The organism is Paenibacillus sp. VMFN-D1 (assembly GCF_003386155.1).
GTDB classification, from domain to species: Bacteria; Bacillota; Bacilli; order Paenibacillales; family Paenibacillaceae; genus Paenibacillus_AQ; species Paenibacillus_AQ favisporus.
Genome location: NZ_QRDU01000006.1, coordinates 127,184 through 151,821 on the forward strand (window position 1 = coordinate 127,184; position 24,638 = coordinate 151,821).

General features: G+C 55.5%; 22 protein-coding genes. 12 read left to right on the top strand and 10 right to left on the bottom strand.

Annotation, left to right across the window (positions count from 1 at the left end; translation table 11 throughout):
- Positions 1 to 109: 109 nt before the first annotated feature.
- The 3 genes from C7820_RS29230 to C7820_RS29245 all read right to left on the bottom strand — a co-directional run bounded on the left by C7820_RS29230 (position 110) and on the right by C7820_RS29245 (position 3,860).
- Entirely contained in the window at positions 110 to 2,095 is a 1,986-nt protein-coding gene (locus C7820_RS29230) for a DUF2339 domain-containing protein (protein ID WP_116234049.1), read from the bottom strand.
- A 129-nt stretch (positions 2,096 to 2,224) separates the two neighbouring features.
- On the bottom strand, positions 2,225 to 3,037 hold the full coding sequence (locus tag C7820_RS29235; RefSeq protein ID WP_116234050.1) for an arsenite methyltransferase: 813 nt from the start codon (positions 3,035 to 3,037) through the stop codon (positions 2,225 to 2,227).
- Between the two features lie 373 nt (positions 3,038 to 3,410).
- A complete protein-coding gene (locus C7820_RS29245; RefSeq protein ID WP_116234052.1) occupies positions 3,411 to 3,860 on the bottom strand; it encodes a MarR family winged helix-turn-helix transcriptional regulator in 450 nt (149 codons plus the stop codon).
- 158 nt (positions 3,861 to 4,018) lie between these two features.
- Here C7820_RS29245 and C7820_RS29250 point away from each other — a divergent pair, with 158 nt between their 5' ends.
- The 3 genes from C7820_RS29250 to arsC all read left to right on the top strand — a co-directional run bounded on the left by C7820_RS29250 (position 4,019) and on the right by arsC (position 6,178).
- On the top strand, positions 4,019 to 4,345 hold the full coding sequence (locus tag C7820_RS29250) for an ArsR/SmtB family transcription factor (protein ID WP_116234053.1): 327 nt from the start codon (positions 4,019 to 4,021) through the stop codon (positions 4,343 to 4,345).
- Positions 4,346 to 4,436: 91 nt separating this feature from the next.
- Entirely contained in the window at positions 4,437 to 5,732 is a 1,296-nt protein-coding gene (locus C7820_RS29255) for an arsenic transporter (protein ID WP_116234054.1), read from the top strand.
- Positions 5,733 to 5,758: 26 nt separating this feature from the next.
- Positions 5,759 to 6,178, top strand: a complete 420-nt coding sequence (gene arsC / locus C7820_RS29260) for an arsenate reductase (thioredoxin) (protein ID WP_116234055.1) — start codon at positions 5,759 to 5,761, stop codon at positions 6,176 to 6,178.
- A 143-nt stretch (positions 6,179 to 6,321) separates the two neighbouring features.
- Here the strand turns inward: arsC and C7820_RS29265 are convergent, their stop codons facing one another.
- Both C7820_RS29265 and C7820_RS29270 read right to left on the bottom strand, forming a co-directional pair.
- Positions 6,322 to 7,821, bottom strand: a complete 1,500-nt coding sequence (locus tag C7820_RS29265; RefSeq protein ID WP_251678970.1) for an MDR family MFS transporter — start codon at positions 7,819 to 7,821, stop codon at positions 6,322 to 6,324.
- A gap of 143 nt (positions 7,822 to 7,964) precedes the next feature.
- Positions 7,965 to 8,984, bottom strand: a complete 1,020-nt coding sequence (locus C7820_RS29270; protein WP_116234057.1) for an aldo/keto reductase — start codon at positions 8,982 to 8,984, stop codon at positions 7,965 to 7,967.
- 211 nt (positions 8,985 to 9,195) lie between these two features.
- On the opposite strand from C7820_RS29270, the gene C7820_RS29275 reads away from it, so the two are divergent.
- The gene (locus C7820_RS29275) at positions 9,196 to 10,059 is read left to right on the top strand and encodes a helix-turn-helix transcriptional regulator (protein ID WP_220376686.1); all 864 of its coding nucleotides are present in this window, start codon (positions 9,196 to 9,198) and stop codon (positions 10,057 to 10,059) included.
- A gap of 56 nt (positions 10,060 to 10,115) precedes the next feature.
- Here the strand turns inward: C7820_RS29275 and C7820_RS29280 are convergent, their stop codons facing one another.
- Complete coding sequence (locus C7820_RS29280) at positions 10,116 to 11,036, bottom strand: AEC family transporter (RefSeq protein ID WP_116234058.1); 921 nt, start codon at positions 11,034 to 11,036, stop codon at positions 10,116 to 10,118.
- A 128-nt stretch (positions 11,037 to 11,164) separates the two neighbouring features.
- On the opposite strand from C7820_RS29280, the gene C7820_RS29285 reads away from it, so the two are divergent.
- Both C7820_RS29285 and C7820_RS29290 read left to right on the top strand, forming a co-directional pair.
- Complete coding sequence (locus C7820_RS29285) at positions 11,165 to 11,479, top strand: hypothetical protein (protein ID WP_116234059.1); 315 nt, start codon at positions 11,165 to 11,167, stop codon at positions 11,477 to 11,479.
- A 110-nt stretch (positions 11,480 to 11,589) separates the two neighbouring features.
- On the top strand, positions 11,590 to 11,940 hold the full coding sequence (locus C7820_RS29290; RefSeq protein ID WP_116234060.1) for a hypothetical protein: 351 nt from the start codon (positions 11,590 to 11,592) through the stop codon (positions 11,938 to 11,940).
- 78 nt (positions 11,941 to 12,018) lie between these two features.
- On the opposite strand, the gene C7820_RS29295 is transcribed toward C7820_RS29290, so the two are convergent.
- Together C7820_RS29295 and C7820_RS29300 are read right to left on the bottom strand one after the other, a co-directional pair.
- Positions 12,019 to 12,657, bottom strand: a complete 639-nt coding sequence (locus C7820_RS29295) for an NAD(P)-dependent oxidoreductase (RefSeq protein WP_116234061.1) — start codon at positions 12,655 to 12,657, stop codon at positions 12,019 to 12,021.
- Between the two features lie 142 nt (positions 12,658 to 12,799).
- Positions 12,800 to 13,228: an Rrf2 family transcriptional regulator gene (locus tag C7820_RS29300; RefSeq protein ID WP_116234062.1), complete on the bottom strand. Its 429-nt coding sequence runs from the start codon at positions 13,226 to 13,228 to the stop codon at positions 12,800 to 12,802.
- A gap of 296 nt (positions 13,229 to 13,524) precedes the next feature.
- Between C7820_RS29300 and C7820_RS29305 the strand changes: the two genes are divergently transcribed.
- Both C7820_RS29305 and C7820_RS29310 read left to right on the top strand, forming a co-directional pair.
- Positions 13,525 to 14,634 carry a glycosyltransferase gene (locus tag C7820_RS29305; RefSeq protein ID WP_116234063.1) on the top strand — a complete coding sequence of 370 codons (1,110 nt, stop codon included), beginning with the start codon at positions 13,525 to 13,527 and terminating at the stop codon, positions 14,632 to 14,634.
- A complete protein-coding gene (locus tag C7820_RS29310) occupies positions 14,631 to 15,248 on the top strand; it encodes a glycerol-3-phosphate acyltransferase (RefSeq protein ID WP_309545791.1) in 618 nt (205 codons plus the stop codon). The genes C7820_RS29305 and C7820_RS29310 overlap by 4 nt, the downstream gene beginning before the upstream one ends.
- A 133-nt stretch (positions 15,249 to 15,381) precedes the next feature.
- Here the strand turns inward: C7820_RS29310 and C7820_RS29315 are convergent, their stop codons facing one another.
- Positions 15,382 to 16,110 carry a FadR/GntR family transcriptional regulator gene (locus C7820_RS29315; RefSeq protein ID WP_116234064.1) on the bottom strand — a complete coding sequence of 243 codons (729 nt, stop codon included), beginning with the start codon at positions 16,108 to 16,110 and terminating at the stop codon, positions 15,382 to 15,384.
- A gap of 207 nt (positions 16,111 to 16,317) precedes the next feature.
- On the opposite strand from C7820_RS29315, the gene C7820_RS29320 reads away from it, so the two are divergent.
- The 4 genes from C7820_RS29320 (at position 16,318) to C7820_RS29335 (ending at position 22,344) form a co-directional block, all read left to right on the top strand.
- On the top strand, positions 16,318 to 17,733 hold the full coding sequence (locus C7820_RS29320; protein WP_116234065.1) for an FAD-binding oxidoreductase: 1,416 nt from the start codon (positions 16,318 to 16,320) through the stop codon (positions 17,731 to 17,733).
- Positions 17,726 to 19,093: a (Fe-S)-binding protein gene (locus C7820_RS29325; RefSeq protein ID WP_397334234.1), complete on the top strand. Its 1,368-nt coding sequence runs from the start codon at positions 17,726 to 17,728 to the stop codon at positions 19,091 to 19,093. Before C7820_RS29320 ends, C7820_RS29325 begins: the two co-directional genes overlap by 8 nt.
- Before the next feature lie 208 nt (positions 19,094 to 19,301).
- Positions 19,302 to 21,044 carry a beta-N-acetylhexosaminidase gene (gene nagZ / locus C7820_RS29330; RefSeq protein WP_116234066.1) on the top strand — a complete coding sequence of 581 codons (1,743 nt, stop codon included), beginning with the start codon at positions 19,302 to 19,304 and terminating at the stop codon, positions 21,042 to 21,044.
- Between the two features lie 196 nt (positions 21,045 to 21,240).
- A complete protein-coding gene (locus tag C7820_RS29335; RefSeq protein WP_116234067.1) occupies positions 21,241 to 22,344 on the top strand; it encodes a Leu/Phe/Val dehydrogenase in 1,104 nt (367 codons plus the stop codon).
- Positions 22,345 to 22,568: 224 nt separating this feature from the next.
- Here the strand turns inward: C7820_RS29335 and C7820_RS29340 are convergent, their stop codons facing one another.
- Complete coding sequence (locus C7820_RS29340) at positions 22,569 to 24,572, bottom strand: methyl-accepting chemotaxis protein (RefSeq protein ID WP_309545792.1); 2,004 nt, start codon at positions 24,570 to 24,572, stop codon at positions 22,569 to 22,571.
- Between the last annotated feature and the right edge of the window lie 66 nt (positions 24,573 to 24,638).

Consider the following 24,638-nt stretch of genomic DNA (forward strand, 5'->3'; position numbering starts at 1 on the left):
TCGGGGATGTGCAGGCACCCTTTATTTTGGAAATCGACAAGCATGGCTGCCGTGCCATCGCTTTTGGAGTCAAGTAGAATAACTCTCGCGCAGCGCGGTCATTTCGATTTTATTCCGGCGGTAGCGGCGGAGTTCCCGCCGGAGGTCCCGGTGGGGCTTCGGGATCGGCCCCTTTGCGTTTGTACAAAATTCGGGAAACGGCGATCCCGGCGACGCCCAGTCCGATGAACAGAATCGCCCGCACGGCCAGCGACACGCCCGGCAGGTCGAAGAAAATGACCTTGAGCAGCGTGATCAGCAGGACGATCAGGCCGGCCAGGCGGACCATCGATTTACGCACCATGACGCCGTAAATAATAACGATGATCGCATAGAGCGCGTATTCGGCCGACAGGATCAAATGCTGCAGGTCGAACGACAGATTCCGCGTCAGAACCGAGGTTACTTCCGTCAGGAAGACGATGGACAGCAGCGCGGCGGACCACATCAGAATATCCGGTACTTTCCGCTGCCATTCTTCGGCGATATGTCTGCGGAGGACCGCCGACAAGCCTGCCAGGCTGGCCAGGAGCGCGATCCAGGACAGCGTTTCGATCGACAGGATCTCGTGAATGATCAGCTGCAGAATGCCGAGTCCCCCAAACAAATACAGGATGGCGGACGTGAGCTGCTGCATCCGGCTTCTCAGCAGGATGCCGAGGCCGAGCCCCAGGGACGCCTCGATCAGGACAGACAGCGGCAGTGCCTCCCGGCTGACGATTTCAACCAGCCAAAGGAGCCAGGCGCAGGTCGCGATCGCCATGTATTCGTGGGGAAGCCGGGCGCTCATCACCCGCCAGAGGGCGATCAGGCTGTAAATGACGGCCCAGATGATCAACATCATCGACTCGGGACCGGGGCCGCCCGCCTGATTGTACAAAGCGTAAATCCACAGCACGACCAGCCCGAAGCCGGTCATGAGCGATACCGTCTCGTCTACGCGGTGGCGGTACGGACGAACCAGCGAGAGGACGAGCAGCAGGGCGTGCTGCAGGAATACCGCGCCGAGGAAGACATGCCGGCTGCCTTCGAAATCGCCCGCCATATACAGAATCATCAGCGGCAGATGCAGCACGCCGATGGACACGAAGTAGGCGGCGCGGTAAGCATAACGGATCGACAGCGCCGTCATCGCCAGGGAAAAGACGAGCTCGAAACCTGCGGCGATCCAGGCGTTCGGCTCCGTGGATTTCACCAGGAACGGAATGAGATAACCGCCGACGGTCATGATAATCACGAGTGTCTGGGAGCGGCGCCTTACGGCGGTCCACACCCCCAGGGCGATGGACAAGATATATAATAGGAAAGCTAACCAGGACGGAATCAATTCATATAGATGATGTGCCGCAAAAAAGGTCAGCATGAGCACGGCGACGGAGCCGCCGAGCAGCACCTGCGCCAATCCTTCCCGCTGCGCCCGGACCTGCCGCTCCCCGAAAAAGTACATGGCGCCGGCGGCAACCAGACCGAGGAGGCAGCGTACCGGCTGCGTCAGATACCCCGCCGACACGGCGGCGATAAAGCCCCACAGGACGCCGAGCAGCAGCACGACGATAAACACGCGCGGCAGCCATACCCGGGCGATGGCATGCTCCCAGTCCACGGGCGACTTAGGCGGCTTGGGCGGCCGCTGGGCCTGCGGCCCGGCGGGACGGGGCTGGCCATAATACGGCCCTTGGCCCGGCTGGCCTTGGTGCGGGCCCGCCTGTGCCTGGTAACCTGCGGTTCCCGGCTGGCCCGGATACGGCCCCATGCCGGGACCCCCAGGGTACCCCGGCACTCCCGGCCGCCCAGGCATCGGCTGCTGGCCTGGATGCCCTTGGTAAGGCTGTGCCCCAGGCGGGTTCGGGTATGCAGCGCCCGGTGCCTGCGGCGCCGTGTAGGGAGCCTGAGGCGGAAACTGCGGCTGCACCGGCCGCTGGGCATGGGCTCCCGGATTCACCGGCTGCTGCCGAGGATCACCCATACCCGGCCTCTCCCGTCTAAGTTCGTTCAGCTCCAGCTCCATCGCTTTCATTTTCGCTTCGAGCTGCTCAATCCTTCTTTCCAAATCCAATAGCTGTTCACCCCTAAAAATTCCATAATTATGTATTTAACCGAGATGGTACTAATATAACACATCTCGGCTGGAACAAGAGCCATAATATGGGTGGACATGGGTAAACAGGACGGCATTCCACTAAGCTTAAGGCTTGGTGGCTTGGATGACGGCCGAAACAATGTAATCCTCAATATTTGATCCTTGGACCCAATCCTTAATAAAAGCTTTGGACTCATCCTTAGGTTCAACGCTAATGTTTGTAAACCCGCTTTGTCTAAGCATCGCTTCAATTTCGCTGACGGAAGAAGCCCCTGAAATGCAGCCAGAATACAACTCATCCAGGTCGTTTTTGATCTCAGGAGGTAAATCTGCTGTAGTAACGATATCCGAAATGGCCAGCCGGCCTCCGCTTTTTAGCACCCGAAAAGAATCGTGAAACACCTGCTGTTTATCTGGAGATAAATTGACCACGCAGTTCGAAATAATAGCATCAACCGTGTGATCGGCTACGGGAAGATGCTCAATTTCTCCCAGACGGAAATCGGTGTTCTTAAAATTGCCTTTCACTGCATTGCTGCGTGCACGGCTGACCATTTCGGGAGTCATGTCGACGCCGATGACTTTACCCGTATCTCCTACCTGGCGTGATGCCAGAAAACAGTCAAATCCGCCGCCGCTTCCCAAATCCAGCACGACTTCACCAGCCTTTAAAGAAGCAATCGCCTGCGGGTTACCGCATCCCAAACCAAGGTTTGCGCCTTCAGGAGCCGCATTTAATTCATCATCAGAGTAACCTAGTCGGCTCGAGATCGAATTAAAATCGGAAGGCGTGCTGCAGCAGCTGGCTTGACTGTTGTCCGGTTGGCAGCAAGATCCAGCATTCATCTCGGCAACGGCAATCTGTTTATATCGGCTACGCACGTTTTGGCGGATTTCATCATTCGTTAACTTTGACATGGATAACACTCCTTAGAATGGGTTTGGATTCGATCAATGGACAGCAGCACATCAGCAGCAAGCCTGAATGGGTGGAGAGCAGCAAGGAACTGTCTTCGCTTTACGGACAGAGTCCAGGAACTTATACCGCCCCCTTTTTGGTTTTTCCGTGGACCATTTCCAAGCTTGCCGGGCCGTTTTTTGCACTTGTTGTTCGTTCATTTTCATCAGGTACTCGGCGGTGTAAAAGTGATCGTACATCGAAGGACCTCCTTATATGGTTGTGTATGTTGAATGACCCGCTGCGGGAGCAGCAAAGCCATTTGACATCAGATCAAAGGATTGTACATGTTGAAAATTAATTGCAAATTGCAAGTATTGAAAGGTAAAAAAATTACCCTAGCATTGGCTTGCAGCAATATTCGGATTTGGCCATCGCTTCATTCATCAATTTTATGGAACGGAGAACGGTTTCTTTCTCAAACTCGGTCATAAAAGAAAATACATCATCCAGATAAGCGTTCATTTGATGGTCGATGGTGGCGGCGACGTATTTCCCTTCAACCGTTAGAGCGAGCGTTGAAACCCGGCGATCTGTAGGATCAGGCGTCTTTTTGATCAAGTTCATTTTGATCAGGGATTGTATTTGGCGGCTGAATGTTGTGATATCGGTGCCTAATGTTTCCGCGATCTGCTGGATCGAAGGATGATGCTGGCGGTCGACCTCAAACAAAATGTGGCTTTGAACCGGTGTGAGATCGTGCCCACCTACGGTACAGCAATTTTTATTGAGTAAACCAAAGCGGCGGGTCATGATCTGGAATAGTTCGCGAGTGCTTTCCATGGCGTTTTTTCACCTCGTGATTCATTTATACTGTATTTATTTGCAATGTGCAAATGTTTTTTTTGAGATAAAGATGCGTTTCTATGAATTTGATTTTTATTTCTCATCATCATATCATATAATCATTCGCTTATATATCACGAAAAGGAGGGACCCTTATGGAACAAATTCGCGAAATGGCGGATAAGCTAAAGCTGCTCAGCGATAACACCCGCCTTACCATATTATCCTTACTTAAGGACCGGGAATTTTGTGTTTGTGAGCTTGTTGAGATTCTGGAGGTCTCCCAGCCTGCGGTAAGCCAGCATTTAAGAAAGCTGAAATCTCAGGGACTGGTGAAGGAAAGTAAGCGTGGACAATGGGTGTACTACTCCTTAAATGTAAATGATAAACCGTATATCAAGGCTGTATTGGATCTCACGCCCGATTCCCTAACCATATTAACCGCATTAAACAAACAACATTTAACTTCCGTGTGCAAGTAAGTTTATTTGTTGATCATATAAGTACATAGTTATATAATGATTTGCGAATGTTTACAAACAAGATCAGCGACAGTTCGCACGGAGGTTTTAAATGGTAACCGTTGTATTGGCTTGCGTCATATTTTTGATCACATTAGTTCTCGTTATCTGGCAGCCCAAAAACCTGTCGATCGGGTGGTCAGCCTGCGGAGGCGCGGTTCTTGCTCTGCTGCTTGGGGTGGTCCGGTTTCAGGACGTTTGGGATGTCACACAAATCGTTTGGAATGCTACGCTCGCTTTTGTAGCCATTATCCTTATTTCGCTTATTCTGGACAGCATCGGATTTTTCGAGTGGGCTGCGCTTCATATGGCAAGGGCCGCCCGCGGCAGCGGTCTGCGGATGTTTATTTATGTCTCGTTCCTCGGTGCCATTGTGGCTGCATTTTTTGCAAATGACGGTGCTGCGCTGATCCTAACGCCGATTGTTCTCGCGATGATGCGGGCGCTCAGATTCGATGAAAAGAAGGTGTTCCCGTTCATTATCGCCAGCGGGTTTATTGCAGATACGACCTCACTGCCGCTGGTTGTCAGCAACCTCGTAAATATCGTGTCTGCTGACTTCTTCGGTATTTCCTTCATGGAATACGCCGGCCATATGATCATCCCGGATTTATTTGCTCTGGGAGCCAGCATCATCGTTCTCTACCTGTTCTTCCGAAAGAGCATCCCCGCGAAGTTTGATGCCGCCGATCTAAGGAACCCGGAGGATGCGATCAAGGATCCTGCAATGTTCAGATTATCCTGGGTTGTGCTTGCCATTCTGCTGGTTGGATATTTTGCGAGCGAATTTTTAAATATACCGGTATCCATCGTCGCTGGTGTCATCGCGATCTTCTTTTTGCTTATGGCAAGAAAAAGTCCAATCGTTCCGGTCAAGGATGTGGTTAAGGGGGCCCCGTGGGCGATCGTCTTTTTCTCCATTGGCATGTATGTGGTGGTGTATGGCTTGCGGAATGCCGGGCTGACGGACTTATTAGCTCAAGTCATTCAGTCGGCTGCTGATCAGGGATTGTTTGCGGCAACGATCTCGATGGGCTTTATATCTGCCGTGCTGTCATCTGTAATGAACAATTTGCCAACCGTCATGATTGATGCCCTGGCCATACAATCCACCCACACAACCGTTGCCATCAAAGAGGCTCTGGCGTATGCCAACGTCATCGGTTCCGACTTAGGTCCAAAGATGACCCCCATTGGATCACTTGCGACGCTTCTCTGGCTTCATGTGCTGTCCGCCAAAGGGGTCAAAATCTCCTGGGGGACGTATTTTAGAACCGGCATCATCCTGACAATTCCTACCCTTTTGATTACGCTGCTGGGCCTGTATTTGTGGTTAGCGATCTTATAATTTTCATATCAAGGAGACACGCCTATATGAACAAGAAAACAATTTACTTTTTGTGCACAGGCAATTCCTGCCGGAGTCAAATGGCTGAAGGCTGGGCGAAAAAATACCTGGGTGACGACTGGAATGTACACAGTGCGGGAATTGAAGCTCACGGGCTCAATCCCAATGCCGTCAAAGCCATGGAAGAAGCAGGGATTGATATTTCCGGTCAAACCTCTGATATCATTGATCCCACTCTCCTTCACGAGGCTGATTTCGTGGTGACCCTATGCGGCGATGCGGCTGACAAATGCCCCGTCACACCGCCGCAAGTCAGACGTGAGCATTGGGGATTTGACGATCCGGCGAAAGCCCAGGGTACAGACGAAGAGAAGTGGGCCGTATTTCAACGTGTACGCGATCAGATCGGCGAAAGAATCGAGCGATTTGCCAAAACGGGGGAATAGAGACAGCGGAAAGCTGGAAATGAAATAGCGACAGTCCGGGGAGATTTTTGGTCCCAAGACTGTCGCTATTTATTTTGGATTGCCATGCATGCCTAGAGAAGCATTCAGCCACATTTATAAGTTTAGAACTACGGTCAGCCGGCTCAGCTGTGACCCGACTCGGCCGCCGCTTCTTTGCTGGTGAGCACTCCCTTTTTCAAAAACCAGGTGATGACAAAGGAGACCAGGATAAACACGAACGCGATGCCGAACAAGTTTTGGAACGCGTCCACAAAGACGGTCTGCACCTTCAGCACCAAGTCCGGTGCCAGGTTTGCCGGGATGCCTCCCGTAGCCAGGTGCTCTGCGCTTCCTTCAGGAAGCTGTCCGGCAATGGAGGAGACGCCATCCTTGATATGTTTGGCAAGCAGGCTGCCGAAGACGCTGAGGCCGATCGTCGTGCCGAGTGACTGGATCAGCTGCACGGTGCCGAGTGCAATGCCGCTGTTCTCCTTGGACACCGATTCCTGCACGATCAGATTGTCGCCGCCGAACAGGGCGCCGAGGCCGAGGCCCAGAATAAAGAAGGAAGCAACGATATACACCACGGACGTGTGAATGCCGAGCTGCGTCAGCAGATAGATGCCGATGACCGGCAGGATAAAGCAGATAATAAACAGATTGCGGTATGGAACCCGGGTGATTAAAAATCCGTTGACGATGCTCGACGGAATGGCGCCGGCCATAAACGCCAGCATCAGATAACCAGATTGCGTCGGTGTCAGTCCCATCACATTTTGGGCAAAGTACGGGAAGGTGGCGATGCCGCCCATCAGACCAAGCATCAGAATAAAGACCAGCAGCGACAGCACGACCACATTGCGGTTACGGAACAAATGCAGCGGGATAATCGGCTCCTTGACCTTTGTCTCGATCCAGATAAACAGACCGAGCAGCAAGGCGCCGATAACCAGCAGCCCGATAATCGTCGGCGAAGACCAGGCCAGACCCTGGTTATCGATCAAAACCGGTGACATAAGCAGGGACAGCAGGCTTAAGGTAAGCACCGATGAACCAAGCCAGTCGATCGGCTTTTTCTCGTCTCCGCGCGATTCCCGCATGCCGATTCCGAGCACCAGGGCGGCGATCAGGCCAACCGGAATGTTGATCAGGAACACCCAGTGCCAGTTGACGTGACCGACCAAATATCCGCCCACCGTCGGACCCAGCAGCTGGGGAATGATCATCATGGGGCCGAACAGGCTCTGGATTTTGGCGCGTTTCTCCAGCGGGTACGAATCTCCGATGATGGCTAAGGCGATCGGCATGAGCCCCCCGGCTCCAATGCCCTGAATGCCCCGGCCGATGAGCAGCACCGTCATCGATGGGGCGAGGCCGCACACGATCGATCCTGCGATAAAGAGCGCCATGCAGCTTAAGTAAACGACTTTCCGGCCGTAAATGTCAGCCAGCTTGCCGAGGATCGGCATGAAAATGGTCGCAGCCAGCATGTAAATGCCGGCGACCCAGCCGTACAGCGCCAGGCCGTGCAAATCGCGGATGATGGTAGGCATCGCCGTGGACACGACGGTTTCGTCCAGCTCCGCAAAAATCAGACCGATCATCAGTCCGATCAAAATCAGCGTGTTTCGATTTGATTTCACTCCAAACTCCCTCATTTCTCTATTTGCTTTTTTGGAATGAAACCAAAATACACGATGTTTATGAACTGAATATGAACGAACCGGAAAACTAGTGAAAATAAAATACGCAACGTCGGGTCTCCATTATCCGCCGTACTTCTACGTTACCCCAGCGCTTTCATGTGCTCCGCATCCAGCATCGAATCGGCAAACCAATTCGGGTAGAGCGGGCGCGGCTGTGTGGCTTGATCCAGCAGCAGCATCTCCTCAGCCGTCAGCTCCAGGTCGATGGCTTTCAAATTATCCTCCAGCTGGCTCATTTTGCTGGCGCCAACCAGGACACTGCTGACGCCGGTTTTGGACAGCAGCCAGGCAAGCGATACCTGCGCAGCCGTCACGCCATGCGCATCGGCGATGCTGTGAACGTGGTCCAGCACGGTAAAACCCCATTCCTTGTCGAACGGAATGATGTCAAAGCCGCTCAGCCGTCCGTCCGGATCCTGCAAATTGCTGCGGGAATACTTGCCGCTTAGAAATCCGCCGGCCAGCGGGCTCCATACCGTCAGCCCGACGCCTGCGTCCTTCATGAACGGCAGGATATCATACTCGACGTCCCTGCCGACCAGGGAATAGTACATCTGTCCGCTAATGAAGGTGGCCCAGCCCCGTTCGCGCTGGATTTGCACCGCCTTGGCCGCCAGCCAGGCCGGCCAGTTGGAGAAGCCGATATAGCGGACTTTTCCCTGCCGGACCAGGTCGTTCAGCGCTTCGAGCGTTTCTTCCAGCGGCGTGAAGGGATCCGTCTTGTGAACGATGTACAAATCGATGTAATCGGTGCCTAGGCGTTTCAGGCTCGCCTCTGCGGCGGCAAACAAATGCTTGCGGGACAAGCCCGACTGAACAAGCGCAGGGCCCGCACGGAAGCCGCCTTTGGTGGCAATGACCACTTCCTGCCGGCGGGAGCCGAGCAGCTGCCCCAGCATTTCCTCACTTTGCCCGTCGGCATAACCATCCGCAGTATCGAAGAAATTGATGCCTGCCGCCAGCGCTTCGTCCACCAGCTGCCGGGCAGCTGATGGACCTACCTTATAGACGCTTGGGAGGTTTCCCGTGCCAAAAGTCATTGCTCCGAATGCCAGTTTGGACACGATCAGTCCCGAGTTTCCGAGTCTTGCATATTTCATGCTTTAACGCCTCCATTCATGTTATAGGGTTGATGCCCTTCTTGAACCCAAGTATACGGGGAATCCGGGGACGGTTTCTTGAACCGGTTGATCGTCTTTTTTGAACAAAATGCTCATTTGGGCCGAAGTACCCTTTGTCAGGGAAGGAAGCAGCGTTTAGAATGAAAAAAAAGCGTTTCATTGGCATCCAAGCGGCAGGGAGGAGAACGCATTGCCGATACGGCCAGCAGTGGGAAAGGGTGAAAACAGGATCGTGGAGAAGCCGGAGTATATGTTGTCCAGTTTGGAGCAAGTCCCCCCGCAGGAAGCCTTTGAGCCGGTATTAACGGGGCACCTCATGGTCATTCACCGTACCAAGGAGCCGGTCCGCGTGTTTGAGCGGTCCGACGGATACAGCGGGGAAGGGATGGCCTGGCCGGGACATATCAACGTATTTTCTGCAGGCGACATGTCATTGTGCCGGTGGGACAGGGAGCTCGATTTCTTCCGTCTCGACCTGAGCCCTGACCTGGTCCAAAAGGTAGCCGGTGAGCTGGAGCTCCCCGGAGGAGCCAGGCAGATCGATTTCGCGACACAGATCCGGCTGCAGGATGAACGGATCGTCCAGCTGGTCCGCTGGCTCCACGAAGAGCAGCAGAGCGGGGGGATGGGCGGCAGGCTCTACTCGGATTCCTTGATGCGCATGCTCACCGTACATATGCTCGACCGCTACGGTTCAGGCACCAGAGCCGGGAGCCGGACAGCCCCGCATAAGCTGGACAAAAATCAACTGGATCAAGCGCTGCAGTACATCGATGCGTTTCTGGACCAGGATATCTCTCTCGAAGACCTGGCTGGAGCCGCCCATATCAGCTCGTCCCATCTGGTGAGGCTGTTTAAGCAGACCACAGGCCTGCCGCCGCACCAGTATATTATCCGGGAGCGGATCCGCAGGTCACAGCAGCTGCTGCTGTCCGGTCTTCCCGTTCACGAAGTGGCGGCAGTGCTTAACTTCAGCGACCAAAGCCATTTTCACCGGCATTTCAAGCGGGTGCTCGGCGTTACGCCGCGCCAATTCGTCCTTGGTTCCCGCTAAGGCAGGAGCAGACTTGGCCGATATAAACAAAAAAATAGAGGCATTTCGCCTCTATTTCAGAACATTTTTGCCAGTGATATCAATCCCGTAATCGTAATAATGTTAAACAGCGTGGAAATCAGGACGGTTTGCGCCGCAAAATCCGGCTCGTTGTTGTACTCTTCCGCCAAAATCGATGTGTTGACCCCGGTCGGCATGCCGGATGCGATGAGCAGCGCCTGGGCCGGAATCCCCTTCATTCCGAGCGCAAACACGAGTGTTACGCCGATGACCGGGCCGATGATGAGGCGGAGGAACAGGCTGATATATACGTCCACACGGTACAGTTTGAGCGGATACTTGACGATCTGGGCCCCCAGCGTCAGCAGGGCGACGGCCACCATCGACTGCTGGGCATAGGTGAGCGGCTGCGATACGAACAGGGGCAGCGGGGCATGCACGGCATGCAGCACGATTCCGAGCACGAGCGCATACGGGACCGGCATTTTCAGAAAACCGATAATCATGCTGCGGTAATTGCCTTTCAGCTTGGCGCCCTGAATCGAAATGACTCCATATGTGAACGTCAGGAGGCTCTGCAGCGACATGATCAGCGCCTGCATGGAGCTGGCGAGGGGGTCCCCCTTGAACACCAGGGCATTGATCGGCATCCCGTAGTTGCCCGAGTTGTCCAGCATGATGCTGTTGTTGAACGCGGCGCGCATGCTTTGGGTGAATTTCAGCGGGCGGGCGACCAAGGTCCCTATCACGTATAGAATGAATACATATAGTGCGTAAAAGAGCGTCACATTCCCGAGCAGCTCGCCCGACATATCCGAATGATACATGCTCATAAAGACGGCGGCAGGGGTTATGCAGTAAAAATTGATTTTGGCCAGTGTGTACAAATCCAAGCGGAACACGCGCTGCATCCATGAACCGATTCCAATCAGCACAAAGACGGGCAGCACCACTTCCAGAAGTATGTCTCCAATCATAGCTCAGCTTCCTTTTTCGAGATCATTGTCATGATGTATTTGAAACCAACCTCTTCATTATAGCACCGTACCTGGAGCCGTGATGAAAAAAATAGGGAGGAAGCAGGAAGCGGGAGGGCCACCTTGCCATGGCGTATCCCAAAAACAAACAAATGGTTGGAGAAAACGTTTTAATATGGAAAACCCTTCATTTTGATGCAGAAAAAACCGAAATATACAACAAGGAGTGCCAGCAGTTATCAAGCCTAAAGCCCGCAACGGTCAAGATGGGAACGTTCCCGTCTTGGATGACCGATACAGGAAGCCGCAGGCGGCAAGCACTTTCGGCAGTCTATATGCCGACACTCAAGATGAGTATGCACCCCCTTACTTCGCGCCGGCAAGCCATACCGGCTTCAGTTCCTGCAGAAGTGCTGCTCCAAGGGAGGTATGATTGGGAATGAGTCCATACACAACAAACTCGAGCCTGGTTAAAGAAAGGGAACTTAATGCGGATAGGGATTCCCTCCAGTCCGCCAAGTCCCGCATTTGGAGTGAATTATCCAGGAGTCATATGAATCTGGCGATCCTGCTCAAAGACGAGGGACAGCTGCAGCCGGCACTGATTCTCGCCCATATGGCGGCGAAAACCAAGCTGAAGGAGATCGCTCTGCATCTTAGGCTCGAAGTCCCTCCGGATTGCATGCCCTACGAGGATTTAATTGGCCGGGCACGGGAAATCGCGTTAATCGATTTGGAGACGGAGCTGTTCCTGAACACGCTCAGCTATATTGCCGAGCCGGAAAATATGTCGCTTCTCAAAGATATGCATGCCGAACATGTGGACATGATGTTGGAACGGGTTCGCGCCCTTTTGGAGGAGATGAGCTGGGAGGCCGCTCCTTCGGTGATGGAATCGAAATAAGCGTGACATTGCCTTTTCCGGGTAAATAAAAGAGACGGTCCCAAGAAAGGGGATCGTCTCTTTTGTCAATACATCTAATTATTTGGCTTCGCCCACAACGGTGAACCGTTCGTTCCGATGCTGCGGATGCTCGATTTCATCAAGGACGGCAATAGCGTAATCCGCGTAGCTGATATAGCTGCTGCCGGCTGAGTTGACGAGAAGCTGGTCCTTTCCGGCCTGGTAGGAGCCGGTTCTTGCCCCTTCGGGATCAAAAAAGGCCGATGGACTGATAAAGGTCCACTGAATCCCGCTGGACTGCTGCAGATCCTCGAGGTTTTTGCCCTGATTGGATGCCGTAGCGAAGTATTCCTTCGGAAAATCTGGCGTATCCATGACGCGGGTGGTCTGTGCTTCGTCGACAAACAGGCTGCCTGCGCCTCCTATGACGATCAGCCGGGTCGACGGTGCTTCCTTCAGGGCGGAAATCAGCGATCTTCCGGCTTCGACGTGAAGATGCTCGTCCCCGGGCTTGGCGCCGAAGGCGTTGACGACAACATCAAACGGCTTCACATCTTCAGCCGTCAGGTCAAACACATCTTTCTCCAGAACGCTGACGTTTCCCGTAACGCGTCCTGCATCACGAACGATCGCCGTTACCTGGTGTCCGCGGTTCAACGCTTCCTCTACAATAAGGCGTCCAGCCTTACCGCTGGCTCCAATAACTCCAATATTCATAAAAAAGTTCCCTCCTGGTTATCATGTTCTTTCCTGTAACTATTGTAGTTACATGTCGGACGAATGTCAAATCAAAAAGGACGGCAAACGTTCAACACGAAAAAAACACGCCCCTCTTCCGGGTCGGGAGTCGGGGCGTGCGTTACATTTCATGCGCTTCGATGTCCTGGATGATGTCCTGGAGCTTAACGGCAGCGAGCACGTTCTCCATCGCTTTCTGGGCGCTGGTGAACAGCGGGACGATCACTCCCTGGATATTGCGGCCCACCAAACAATCCGGGTTGGGAGAATCATGGACGCCGAACAGGCCGTTCTCCTCCACGACATTAACCGCATTATAAATGTCCAGCAGCGTTATATCGCCGGGATCCTTGGCCAGCTTGGCACCGGGAACCCCCGGCTTCACTTCGACCAATCCCGCCTTGCTGAGCATGCCTGTAATTCTCCGGATCACGACCGGGTTCGTATTGACGCTTGAAGCTATAAAATCAGACGTATTGGTACCCGTCTTGTTGATTTCCAGAATCGAAAGGATATGAATAGCCACGGAAAACCGGCTGCTGATATTCATGGATTATGCCTCCTTGCCGCCGCCCTGTACTGGGAGTAATAACATTATTTTATCATAAAAGGCGTTCTGCTGCGCAGCATGGCCCGAAGGGGCCAGAAAGTATTTCAGAAGGGATGCCGCAATCCGCGAATCCTTGGCCAAGGGACTGGAATATAATGTATTGAAAAGGGAGGAATGCTCGGCTACACTATGGTTGCATCATTCAATGATAACGCTTCATGACAGATCCGGCAGACGCACGAAAGGCTCTAACCTTCCAAGGTTCCAGCTACTTTAGAGAGATGGGGTTGTTGGCTATGGGGCTTTACCTGTTTCTTTACCTGTTATTTGTTATCGGCATCCTTTCCGGGATTGTTTTGTTCCGCAAAAATCGGATCCCTCGCAGCGATGGCGCAGGGCGGCAGGCGGGGGCTAAGCTCTCCGTGATCATTCCGGCGCGGAATGAGGAGAAGAATCTGGCTTTTCTCCTGGAATCGCTCCGGGCTCAAAGCTTGCAGCCGCATGAGATCATTGTCGTCGACGACGGCTCGGAGGACCGGACCCGGGATGTCGCCGCGGGCTTCGGAGTGACCATCGTGCAGAATCCGCCGCTTCCTCCCGGATGGACGGGAAAAACATGGGCCGTGTGGAACGGCTATCTCCATGCTTCCGGGGATACGTTCGTTTTTCTGGATGCCGACATCCGCTTGTCACCGCATGCGCTGGATTCGCTTCTGCAGCTTCGCTCCCGTACCGGTGGCGTCATTTCCGTCGTCCCCTTTCACCACACCGAGAAATTTTACGAACGCCTTGCACTCATTCCGAATATTTTGGGCATATTTGCGTTTACCTCCCCTTTTGAACGCCGCAATCTCCGGAAAGGACTTTACGGCTCCTGCATTTTGACAACAAGGCATGATTATGAGCAGGTCGGCGGCCACAGCAGCATCCGGTCGGAAATACTGGACGATTTAAACCTGGGCGCTAAGTACATGGAAGCTGGCATCGGCGTAACGAATTTTATCGGCCGGGGGATGGTATCGTTCCGCATGTACCCGCACGGTATTAAGAGCGAGCTGCAGGGATTCGGCAAAGGAGCGGTGCTGAGCACGGCCAAGCTGAGTCCATGGACGATCGTGCTGATTGCGCTCTGGTTTATCGGATTGGTCTGCTCCGCAGGGACGTTCTTTCTATGGAACACCTCATGGGGAATCCCCTTGCTTGCGGGCTACTTGCTGTACATGGCACACATCGGCTATCTGATCAAAAATGTCGGCAAATTCGGCTTCGTAATGCCTGTTCTTCATATTTTATCCACGCTCTTTTTCCTGGTGGTGATGCTGTATTCCGCTTATCAGGTCATGTTTCTGGGGCATGTCATGTGGAAGGACAGGGCCGTGGATGTTGGGGGTCATAGGGAACCATGATGATCCTACTGTTGACGGCTGTGGAATTTCTGTGCGGCTCGCTGATGTTCTCGTATTGGCTGGGCCGGGCGGCGCACAAGGATTTGAAGGCGGTGGGAGACGGGAACCCGGGTGCGTTCAACCTCTGGAGCGCTGCGGGGTATAAGCTGGGGCTGGCGGGGGTGGCGCTGGACTTTTTGAAGGGATATATGCCCCTGGTATGGATCGCCGGCAGCGGCACCGTGCACGGGTATGGCCTGGTGGCTGTCGCCGCGGCCCCGGTTGCGGGGCATGCCTTCTCGCCGTTTCTGAAGTTCAAGGGAGGCAAGGCAATCGCCGTCACCTTCGGGGTATGGAGCGCCTTGACCCGGTTTGAGGTATCGCTGGCGCTGGCCATCATTTTGGCGCTGCTGCTGATCGCCTCTAAGCTGATGAGCCGGCGGCCCTTGTCCACGGAAGCGAGCGGCTTCCAAGTGGTGGCCGGCTTCATGCTCGTTTCTGTCTATCTGATCGCCCGGGGCTTCCCGTGGCCATATTTGTGCATATGGCTCGTAAATCTGCTGATTCTCGTCTATACGAATAAAAGGAAGCTGGAAGTATTTTTAAAAAGGTACAGCGGGCGGCGAGGAGGTTAACATGGTGTGCTGCCTATGCCGGGTAAATTGAAACGCGGGTGGGCAGGAGGCAAGGGAGGACGCTAAATCGGGCTTGCCTCTTAGGCAGCGGCATTGAGCTTTCGCATCTGCGGCTCAGGCTTAAGCCTGGAGGTCAAAGCGGTTGGTCGCCCGCGCCTTTTTCGCTTAGCACCTGCTCCACTTTGGTGATATGGGCCTCCATCCGGGCCAGGGCCTTCTTGGCATCCTGTGTCCGGATCGCCTCGTAGATGGACGCATGCTCCTGCAGCAGCCGCTCGGCAGAGGAGCGCTCGGCATAGAACCACAAGGCGCGCATATCCTTCATGTTTTCATGCAGCTTGTTCGATAACGATTCCATCAAATCCAGCAGCAGCGGATTATGCGTGGCCGCGGCGATTTGCTGATGGAATTTCACGTCCGCCTGCTCGCTGACCTGCTCATCGGCGGCGTTCTCCATTTCGCGCAGTATTTCCTCAAAAGCCGCCAGATCCGTCTCGCTGCGGTTCGATGCGGCAACGGAGGCGCAGCCGGTCTCCAGCACGCGCCGGACCTCAAGCAGATGGCGCAGCGAAGCCGCGCGTCCCTCCCACAGGTCCGCGTAAAGCTGTCCGGGATGTACCGGCAGCGGATCGGCGGGCGGTGTACGCACAAACGTGCCTCCGCCCTGGCGGATATCCAGCAGCCCCATCGCTTTCAGAGCGCTGAGCGCCTCGCGGATGGTCGATCTGCCCACATTGTACTGAAGCGCCAGGTCCACGACCGAGGAGAGGCGGTCCCCCGGCTGAAGCGAGCCCTCGTCCATCTGCCGCTTCAAATCATTCATTACCCACTCATATTGTTTCAACGGCCGCTGCGGATTCATCGTTCAAGCGTCCCTCCGTTTAAAGTTTTTTACTAGTCATTCCTTGATCTACGAGGAATAATTGTGTCTAAAATGTGACTTTCTTGAATTCAATCTATTTAGATTCATTTATTTTAGTGTATACTTGATCACAATAAAAGTCATCAGATGACCTGACTAATTTATTTTGCACTGATATCGATTATGGAATGTAAAGGAGTGTTTTCCTTGCTGCAGGAAGACGTAAAACGCGAGCTTGTCGCCATTTTGGGCAGCTCTTATGTAAAGGATGATCCCCAGTCGCTGGTCACGCATTCGTATGACGGCACGCCGATGCTGCAGTCGCTGCCGGATGCAGTCGTATACCCGGAAAATACCGGCCAGGTCTCCGAGGTCATGAAGGTGCTGAGCCGGCATAAAATCCCAGTCGTCGGCCGGGGTTCGGGAACGAATCTGTGCGGCGGCACGGTGCCCGTTCAAGGCGGCGTCGTCATGGTCATGCACCGGATGAACCGGATCCTCGAGATCGATATGGAAAATTTAACGGCGATCGTTCAGCCGGGGCTGAATACGAAACAGTTTATTACGCATGTGGAGGAGCTCGGCCTGTTCTACCCGCCGGACCCGAGCAGCATGTCGATCTCGACCCTCGGCGGCAATATCGCCGAATGCTCGGGCGGCCTGCGCGGGCTGAAATACGGAACGACCAAGGATTACGTGATCGGGCTGGAGGCCGTTCTGGCGAGCGGCGACATCATTCGAACCGGCGGCAAGCTGATGAAGGATGTGGCCGGTTACGATCTGACGAAGCTGCTGGTCGGTTCGGAGGGAACACTGGCCATCATCACGGAGGCGACGCTGAAGCTGATTCCGCCGCCAAAGTACAAGAAGACGATGCTGGCGATGTACAAGGATTTGTACGGCGCGGCCCGTACGGTATCCAAAATCATCGAGAACCGGATCATTCCGGCTACCCTGGAAATTCTCGACCGCTCCACGATCCGGGTCGTGGACGATTATGCGAAGCTGGGGCTGCCGCTCGACATGGAAGCGATCCTGCTGATCGAACAGGACGGCGACATGGAAACCGTGGAGCGGGATATTGCGCTTATCACGGACATCTGCCGAAGCGAGCAGGCCGATCAGGTGAGCATCGCGGCGAGCGCGGAGGAGGCTGAGAAGCTGCTCACCGCCCGGCGCAGCGCGTTTACCGCGCTGGCAAGACTGAAGCCGACGACGATTCTCGAGGACGCGACGGTGCCGCGTTCCAAGATCGCGGATATGGTGCTTGAGATCAACCGCATCGCGAAGAAATATGACGTCCAGATCTGCACCTTCGGCCATGCGGGAGACGGCAACCTTCATCCGACGGCAACGACCGATGCGCGCAATCAGGAGGAAATTCACCGGGTGGATGAAGCATTCGAGGAAATCTTCGAGGCAGCGATCCGGCTCGGGGGAACGATTACCGGCGAGCATGGGGTCGGATTGGTCAAATCGCCGTTCCTCGAATGGAAAGTCGGGGCAGCGGGGATGGAGGTCATGAAGGCGATCAAGCAGTCCTTTGATCCGCATAACCTGCTGAATCCGGGGAAAATGTTCGCAAAAGAAACGAGAAAACGGGTGGTGATCGATCGTGGGTAACGCGGTGAACGTGAAGGAGCGGGCGAATCCGCTCGCCGAGACGCTCCGGCTGCGCCTCGATGAGGACCAGCTGACCAACTGCATGCGCTGCGGCTTCTGCCTTCCGGCGTGTCCAACCTTTGCCGAGACGGGCATCGAGGCCGAGTCGCCGCGGGGCCGGATCGCCCTGATGAAGGCCGTCGCGGACGGCATTATGGAGCCGGATGGGGCGTTCGAGGAGCAGATGAACCACTGCCTCGGCTGCCGCGCCTGCGAGCCGGCCTGTCCGGCGGGCGTCAAATACGGGCAGCTTATTGAACAGGCAAGGGACGCGATCGAGGATCACAAGCAGCATAAACCGCTGGTGAAGGCTGCCCGTCATGCGGCGTTCAAAACGGTATTTCCGCATCAGAAGCGGATGAAGCTCGTGGGCCGGGGCCTCGAGCTGTACCAGAAGTCGGGGCTGCGGAAGGTAGCGCGGTCCACCGGCATCATGAAGCTGTTTCCGAAGCATATCAGCGATATGGAGAAAATATTGCCCGAAGCTTCGGGCAAGGGCGTGCTGGAGAAGATCGGCGCGTATCATCCGGCAAAAGGCGAGAAAATCGCAACTGCAGCGCTCTTCAGAGGCTGCATTATGGATGTGCTGTTCACGGACACGAACATTCATACCGTGGATCTGCTTACCGCAGCCGGCTTCGATGTAGTGATTCCGGCGGCACAGAACTGCTGCGGCGCCCTGCATGCGCACAGCGGCGAAGCGGAAGGAGCGCGGGAGCTCGCCCGCGGCAACATCCGCGCCTTCAAGGAGGCAAATGTGGACTATATCGTCTCCAATGCGGGCGGCTGCGGGGCGATCCTGACCGAATACGACCATCTGCTGCATGAAGATCCGCAGTGGCGGGAGGATGCAGCCTGGTTCGCCGGGCGTGTCGTCGACGTCAGCGAGCTGCTTGTCCGTGCGGGCCGAAGCTTAAACTTTGGCGTCCCTTCGGCAGGACCTGCTCCAGAAGGGGACCCGAAGGTGAGAATCACCTACCAGGATTCATGCCATCTGCGCAACGTGATGAAATCGTCTGACGCCCCGCGCGTTTTGATGCGCCAAGTGGAGGGCGCCGAGTATATCGAAATGAAAAACGCCGATCGCTGCTGCGGCTCAGCCGGCATTTACAACGTGACGCAGCCGGAAATGGCCGGCAGCATTCTGGATCACAAGATGGAGCATGTGGAAGCGACGCAGGCCCAGTATCTCCTGACCAGCAATCCCGGCTGTCTGCTCCAGATGAAGCACGGCATTGAGAAGGAAGGCCTCAGCGGCAGCATGAAGGCCGTCCATATCGTCGATTTTCTGCATGAGCGGCTGCAGGAGCGGACGGAATAGGGTGAAGGAATCGCAAGGGGAACCGGGTCCGGTATATCGAAATTGAAATCAGAGTAATGGATCATTGAAGATTCGAATCCTATCAGAATCGATATTTTAAATCATGCTGCAATGGATTTGGGAGCGATGGTGGTATTTCGCAGATATTGGAATCAGATCGGAAGCAGCAGCGCAATTGAACCAGCATATGAGCTAGGGGGATATCACGATGAATCAGGAACGGAAGATCGATCAGCTGATCAAGAGCATGAGCCTGCGGCAAAAAATCGGGCAGATGTTCGTTTGCGGCTTTTGGGGGACGGAAATCAGTGAGGAGCTGCGGCAGTTCATCCGCACGCATCAGATCGGCGGCGTCATTTATTTCGCCCGCAACGTGAAGACGACGGAGCAGGTGGGCAGGCTGAGCCGGGATCTGCAGCAGGCGGCCGCGGCATCGGGGACGCTGCCGTTGTGGATTTCCATTGATCAGGAAGGCGGCATGGTCGCCCGGATCACGGAAGGCGTCGCTCTGATGCCGGGAAATATGGCACTGGCCGCCGCGGGCTCGGCGGACTGGGTGTACGAGTCCGCGCGCGTCAGCGGAGAGGAACTGCGTTCCCTCGGCATCAACCTGAACTTTGCGCCGGTGCTCGACGTGAACAACAATCCGCTGAATCCGGTCATCGGCGTCCGTTCCTACGGGGAGTCCCCGGAAGCGGTGGCGGAGTACGGGACGCTTGCTTTCCGCGGCCTGCAGGACGCGGGCGTCGCGGCCACGGCCAAGCATTTTCCGGGTCACGGGGATACCGCCGTGGACTCCCATCTGGACCTGCCGACGATTACACACGACCGGGAGCGGATGGATGAGGTGGAGCTCATTCCGTTCAAAAAGGCGTTCGCCGAAGGCATCGACGCGGTCATGTCGGCGCATATTTATTTTCCGGCGCTAGAGCCTTCCAAGCTGCCGGTAACGCTGTCGCATGCCGTGCTGACCGGCCTGCTGCGCGAGGAGCTCGGCTACGACGGCGTCGTCATGACCGACTGCATGGAGATGAAAGCGATCGCCGAGCATTACGGCACCGTCAAGGCTGCGGTGATGGCGGTCGAAGCGGGAGCAGACACCGTCCTGATCAGCCAGACCCCGCAGCTGCAGGTGGAGGCGATGGAGGCACTGGAGCAGGCGGTCCGCTCCGGCCGGATCGCGGAGAGCCGGATCGATGCCTCCGTGCGGAGGCTGCTTGCGCTGAAGGCGAAGCGCGGGCTGCTCGGGAGCCCTGCGGAGCCGGGGACGCTGCGGCCGGAGCTGGACGGGCAGGTTGTCGAAGACTCTCATGGGCTGCAGGACGACGTGGCCCAGAATGGCAAACAGGCAGCGCCCGGACTGCGGGACAGGCTCTCCGGGAGCAAAGCCCACATGGATCTGGCCCGCCGGATCAGCGAGGCAAGCATTACGCTGGTGCAAGCAAGGGATGGCATCCTGCCGCTGAAACGGCAGCGCACGCTGGTCATCTCGGTCGCGGCTGCCGCGCTGACGATCGCCGACGAAGCGATCGCGAGGACGGAAAGCCTGGGCAGTGCCCTGGCCGCACAGGGAATCGATGTGAGCGACCGTCAGGTGCTGCTGGCCGAAGTGGCGGAGCAGGCGGGCCGCCTTATGGAGGAAGCCGGAGGCGGGGAGGTGCGGCAGATCGTCGTGGGCACGTACAATGCGCAGTTTGACCCGGCGCAGATCAAGCTGGTCCAGGATTTGCTCGCGCTTGGCAAACCGGTCGTGGTGGCCGCGCTTCGCAATCCGTACGACCTGATGTGTTTTCCGGAAGCGTCTGCACTGGTTGCGGCCTACGAGAGCCGTCCGCTGGCGCTTGTGAGCACCGCCAAGGCGATCGCCGGCGCTATCCCTTTCAAAGGGCGCCTGCCGGTATCGCTCGGCGCATCGTATCCCGCCGGTTGGGGATTGCAGACGGAAGCGTGAGAAGCAGGGACAAGCATTTTAAGGCGGCGTCAGCCGTCTTTTTTGTGTTCATGCACGCCTCGTCGGGTATAGCCCGGAAAGTCGGATAACACGGGTGAAAACTTTACTTTCAAGTCAAATCATTACTATAATGATCCTGTTACGCTTATAAGCGTGAGTAGCATGAGGCATGAATCACAATGGAGGGAACACCGATATGGAACTGTTTAGCGCAATGGAACAGTACGATTATGAGCAGCTGCTTTTTTGTCAGGACAAGTCGTCCGGACTCAAAGCGATCATTGCGATTCACGATACGACGCTCGGGCCGGCACTGGGCGGGACCCGGATGTGGACTTACGCTTCCGAGGAAGCCGCAATCGAAGACGCATTGCGCCTGGCTAAGGGCATGACCTATAAGAACGCCATTTCAGGCCTGAACCTGGGCGGAGGCAAGACCGTCATCATCGGCGATCCGAAAAAAGACAAGAACGAAGCGATGTTCCGGGCCTTCGGAAGATACATACAAGGATTGAACGGCCGCTACATTACGGCAGAGGATGTCGGCACAACGGTGGCCGACATGGATATCATTCATCAGGAGACGGATTTTGTGACCGGGATCTCCCCGACCTACGGCTCGTCCGGCAATCCGTCGCCGGCGACGGCCTACGGCGTATATCAAGGTATGAAGGCCGCCGCTAAAGAAGCCTTCGGTTCCGATTCGCTGGAAGGCCGGACGATTGCGGTGCAGGGCGTCGGCAGCGTGGCGTTCCACCTGTGCGAGTATTTGCATCAGGAGGGCGCCCGGCTGATCGTGACGGATATCAACGAGGAGGCAGTCAGCCGGGCGGTGGAGAAGTATAACGCCACTGCGGTGGCGCCGGGGGATATTATCGGCGTTGATTGCGATATTTTTTCCCCCTGTGCGCTGGGCGCCATCATCAATGATGAGAGTATTCCGAAGTTGAAGGCAAAGGTTATTGCCGGCTCGGCCAACAACCAGCTGAAGGAAGCCCGGCACGGGGACCTGATTCACGAGCTGGGCATCGTCTACGCGCCGGATTACGTCATTAACGCCGGCGGCGTCATCAATATTGCCGACGAGCTGAACGGCTATAACAAGGACCGCGCCTGGAAGCAAATCAGCGGGATCTATAACAGCATCTCCCGCATCTTCGACATCTCCCGGGAAGCCGGCATCCCGACGTATGCAGCCGCGGACCGGCTTGCGATCGAGCGCATCGAAACGCTTAAAAATACGCGCAGCCCGTTCCTGCAAAATCCGCATCATGTGCTGAGCCGACGTTTTGGGCGTTAAGCGAGAGGGCCCGCTGGAAACTATGCAGGGAATCGCTCCACGGAACCGCTCAGGTTCGTGGGAAAACACATCAACCTGCAAGCACTAAAAGGCATACCGACGGGGACACACCCGTAATAAACACCAAAAAGCGTACCGCACGGACTTAAACCGTACGGTACGCTTTTTAACATTTCTTAAACCTCCGGGGGCCGGGAAATCAAGCGGGCTGCTGCCCGCCCCAATCAGCCCTCCAGCTTGAAGCGGTCAATCTTCTCCTGCATGTCCACCGCCATCTTCGACAGGCTGTTCGCCGAAGATGAGATTTCTTCCATGGACGCCAGCTGCTCCTGGTTCGCGGCACTCACGCGCTCGAACGACGCGACCGTGTTGCGCGAAATGCTGGCCACTTCCTGCACGGAGGCGGACACTTCTTCGCTGCTCGCGGACATCTGCTCGGTGACGGCGGAAATGTCCTGGATCTGGTCGGTAATCTGCTTGGCGGACTTTTCGATATTGGCAAAAGCTTCAAGCGCCTCTGCCGTAACTTCCATCCCCTGATCCACATCGGACTGCACTTTATGACGCATCACATTATACGCGTCAGTGATCAGCATCGTCATCTCCTGAATCGTGTGCTGGATTTCCTCCGCCGTGAGGTTCGACTGATCCGCCAGCTTGCGGACTTCCTCGGCGACGACGGCGAAGCCGCGTCCATGCTCGCCGGCCCGCGCCGCTTCGATCGCGGCGTTCAGGGAGAGCAGGTTGGTCTGCTTAGCCACTTCGGAGATCGCCGTGCTCATTGCGGCGATGCTTGCGCTGTGGTCGTTCAGCTTCTCGATCAGCGCAGCAGACTCGTGCGTGGACTTCTTGATCGTGTCCATTTGCGTGCTGACCAGCTGAACTTTCCGGCTGCCGGCGTGCACGTCTTCTTCCGTACGGTTCGACGAATCGACGATGGTGCTGGCCGATTCGGCAATACGCTGGATACCGCTGGCCATTTCCTCCATCGTGCGCGCGCTTTCCTGCGCGGCGATGGCCTGATTGTTGGCCTCCTGGGCTGAATCCGTCATCAGATTGGAGACGAATTCGACGCTCTGCGCGTTCTGCTCCGTACTGGCGGTCAGCTCCTCGCTCGAGGCCGCCAGCTGACTGGAGGTTTCGGACATGTCCAGTACCATCCGGCGCAGCGAGTCGACCATGGCGTTGTAGTTATGCGCCAGGTCTCCGATTTCGTCTCGCCGCTTCGTCACGACGCGGTCGTTCAGATACCCTTCGCTCACGCGCTTTGCCGAACGGTTCAGCTGCTCGATCGGACGCGTCATGCTGCGGATGATGAAGAACATCACGATCAGCGCGGCAATGACGGAGATCACGAGAACGATGGCCGATGTCCAGAAGATCGGCGTCGTCGCCTTTGTATATTCGCTCTCCGGAAGGATGCCGACGATTTTGAAGCCGGTCAGCTCGTTGGTCACGAAATATCCGCGCTGGCCAACGCCATTGAGCGGGTTCGTATAGTTGAGAAGTCCTTCATTTTTACCCTGCATCGTTTTGAGCTGGTCGCCGACAAACTTGGCACCCACCTTCTCGGTCGGGTGCGACATCAAGAGGCCGTTGCGGTCCACTAAGTAGATGTAGCCCTCGTTGCCAAGATGAACCTGTTTCACGATGTTGTTGATGTTCCCGATGCTCAGGCTGATGTTGATAACCCCTTTGCCGTCGGGCAGCGTTTTGGAAATGGCGACCGCATAGTTTTTCGTCGTGGCCGAAATCGCCGGATCGTCGACAACGGCCTGTCCCTTGTTGTTCATGGCCAGCTTGTACCAGTTGCGGGTCCGGGGATCGAACTTCTGCTGGCCGGGGTCAGGAGATTTCATCCAGGACCCGTTGTCGGTGCCGATCGAGACGATTTCAATTTCCGGATGCTGCGCTTTAAAATCGTCAATCAGGATTCGGGTCTCCACAGAATGACTTTCGATGTCGGCATACGTGATCTGATTGCTGAGCTGCTTGATGTTGGACAGCTGCATTTCAACCATCGTGTTGATCAGCTTGTCGAGCAGCATGACGCTTGATTTCGTGGTGTCTTCCATTTTGTCCTGAAGCTGTGCTTTGGCGCTGTTCACGGCGAAGACGGCAAGCACAACGGTCGGGATAATGAGCATGAGACAGATGAAGAGCATCAGTCTGCTTCTGAGCTTTTTAATGTTGAAAAGCCCGGATATTTGCTTGAGTAGCTTGTTCAAACGAGATTCCCCCTGCAGTCGATATAGGTCTAAAGTTCCGGCAGCACCTGTGTGAACAGGCGCAGC

Coding starts and splice junctions, on each gene's coding strand:
- C7820_RS29235 (WP_116234050.1), bottom strand. CDS start 3,037: ATGTCAAAGTTAACGAATGATGAAATCCGCCAAAACGTGCGTAGCCGA.
- C7820_RS29245 (WP_116234052.1), bottom strand. CDS start 3,860: ATGGAAAGCACTCGCGAACTATTCCAGATCATGACCCGCCGCTTTGGT.
- C7820_RS29250 (WP_116234053.1), top strand. CDS start 4,019: ATGGAACAAATTCGCGAAATGGCGGATAAGCTAAAGCTGCTCAGCGAT.
- C7820_RS29255 (WP_116234054.1), top strand. CDS start 4,437: ATGGTAACCGTTGTATTGGCTTGCGTCATATTTTTGATCACATTAGTT.
- arsC (WP_116234055.1), top strand. CDS start 5,759: ATGAACAAGAAAACAATTTACTTTTTGTGCACAGGCAATTCCTGCCGG.
- C7820_RS29270 (WP_116234057.1), bottom strand. CDS start 8,984: ATGAAATATGCAAGACTCGGAAACTCGGGACTGATCGTGTCCAAACTG.
- C7820_RS29280 (WP_116234058.1), bottom strand. CDS start 11,036: ATGATTGGAGACATACTTCTGGAAGTGGTGCTGCCCGTCTTTGTGCTG.
- C7820_RS29285 (WP_116234059.1), top strand. CDS start 11,165: ATGGCGTATCCCAAAAACAAACAAATGGTTGGAGAAAACGTTTTAATA.
- C7820_RS29290 (WP_116234060.1), top strand. CDS start 11,590: ATGAATCTGGCGATCCTGCTCAAAGACGAGGGACAGCTGCAGCCGGCA.
- C7820_RS29295 (WP_116234061.1), bottom strand. CDS start 12,657: ATGAATATTGGAGTTATTGGAGCCAGCGGTAAGGCTGGACGCCTTATT.
- C7820_RS29300 (WP_116234062.1), bottom strand. CDS start 13,228: ATGAATATCAGCAGCCGGTTTTCCGTGGCTATTCATATCCTTTCGATT.
- C7820_RS29305 (WP_116234063.1), top strand. CDS start 13,525: ATGGGGCTTTACCTGTTTCTTTACCTGTTATTTGTTATCGGCATCCTT.
- C7820_RS29310 (WP_309545791.1), top strand. CDS start 14,631: ATGATGATCCTACTGTTGACGGCTGTGGAATTTCTGTGCGGCTCGCTG.
- C7820_RS29315 (WP_116234064.1), bottom strand. CDS start 16,110: ATGAATCCGCAGCGGCCGTTGAAACAATATGAGTGGGTAATGAATGAT.
- nagZ (WP_116234066.1), top strand. CDS start 19,302: ATGAATCAGGAACGGAAGATCGATCAGCTGATCAAGAGCATGAGCCTG.
- C7820_RS29335 (WP_116234067.1), top strand. CDS start 21,241: ATGGAACTGTTTAGCGCAATGGAACAGTACGATTATGAGCAGCTGCTT.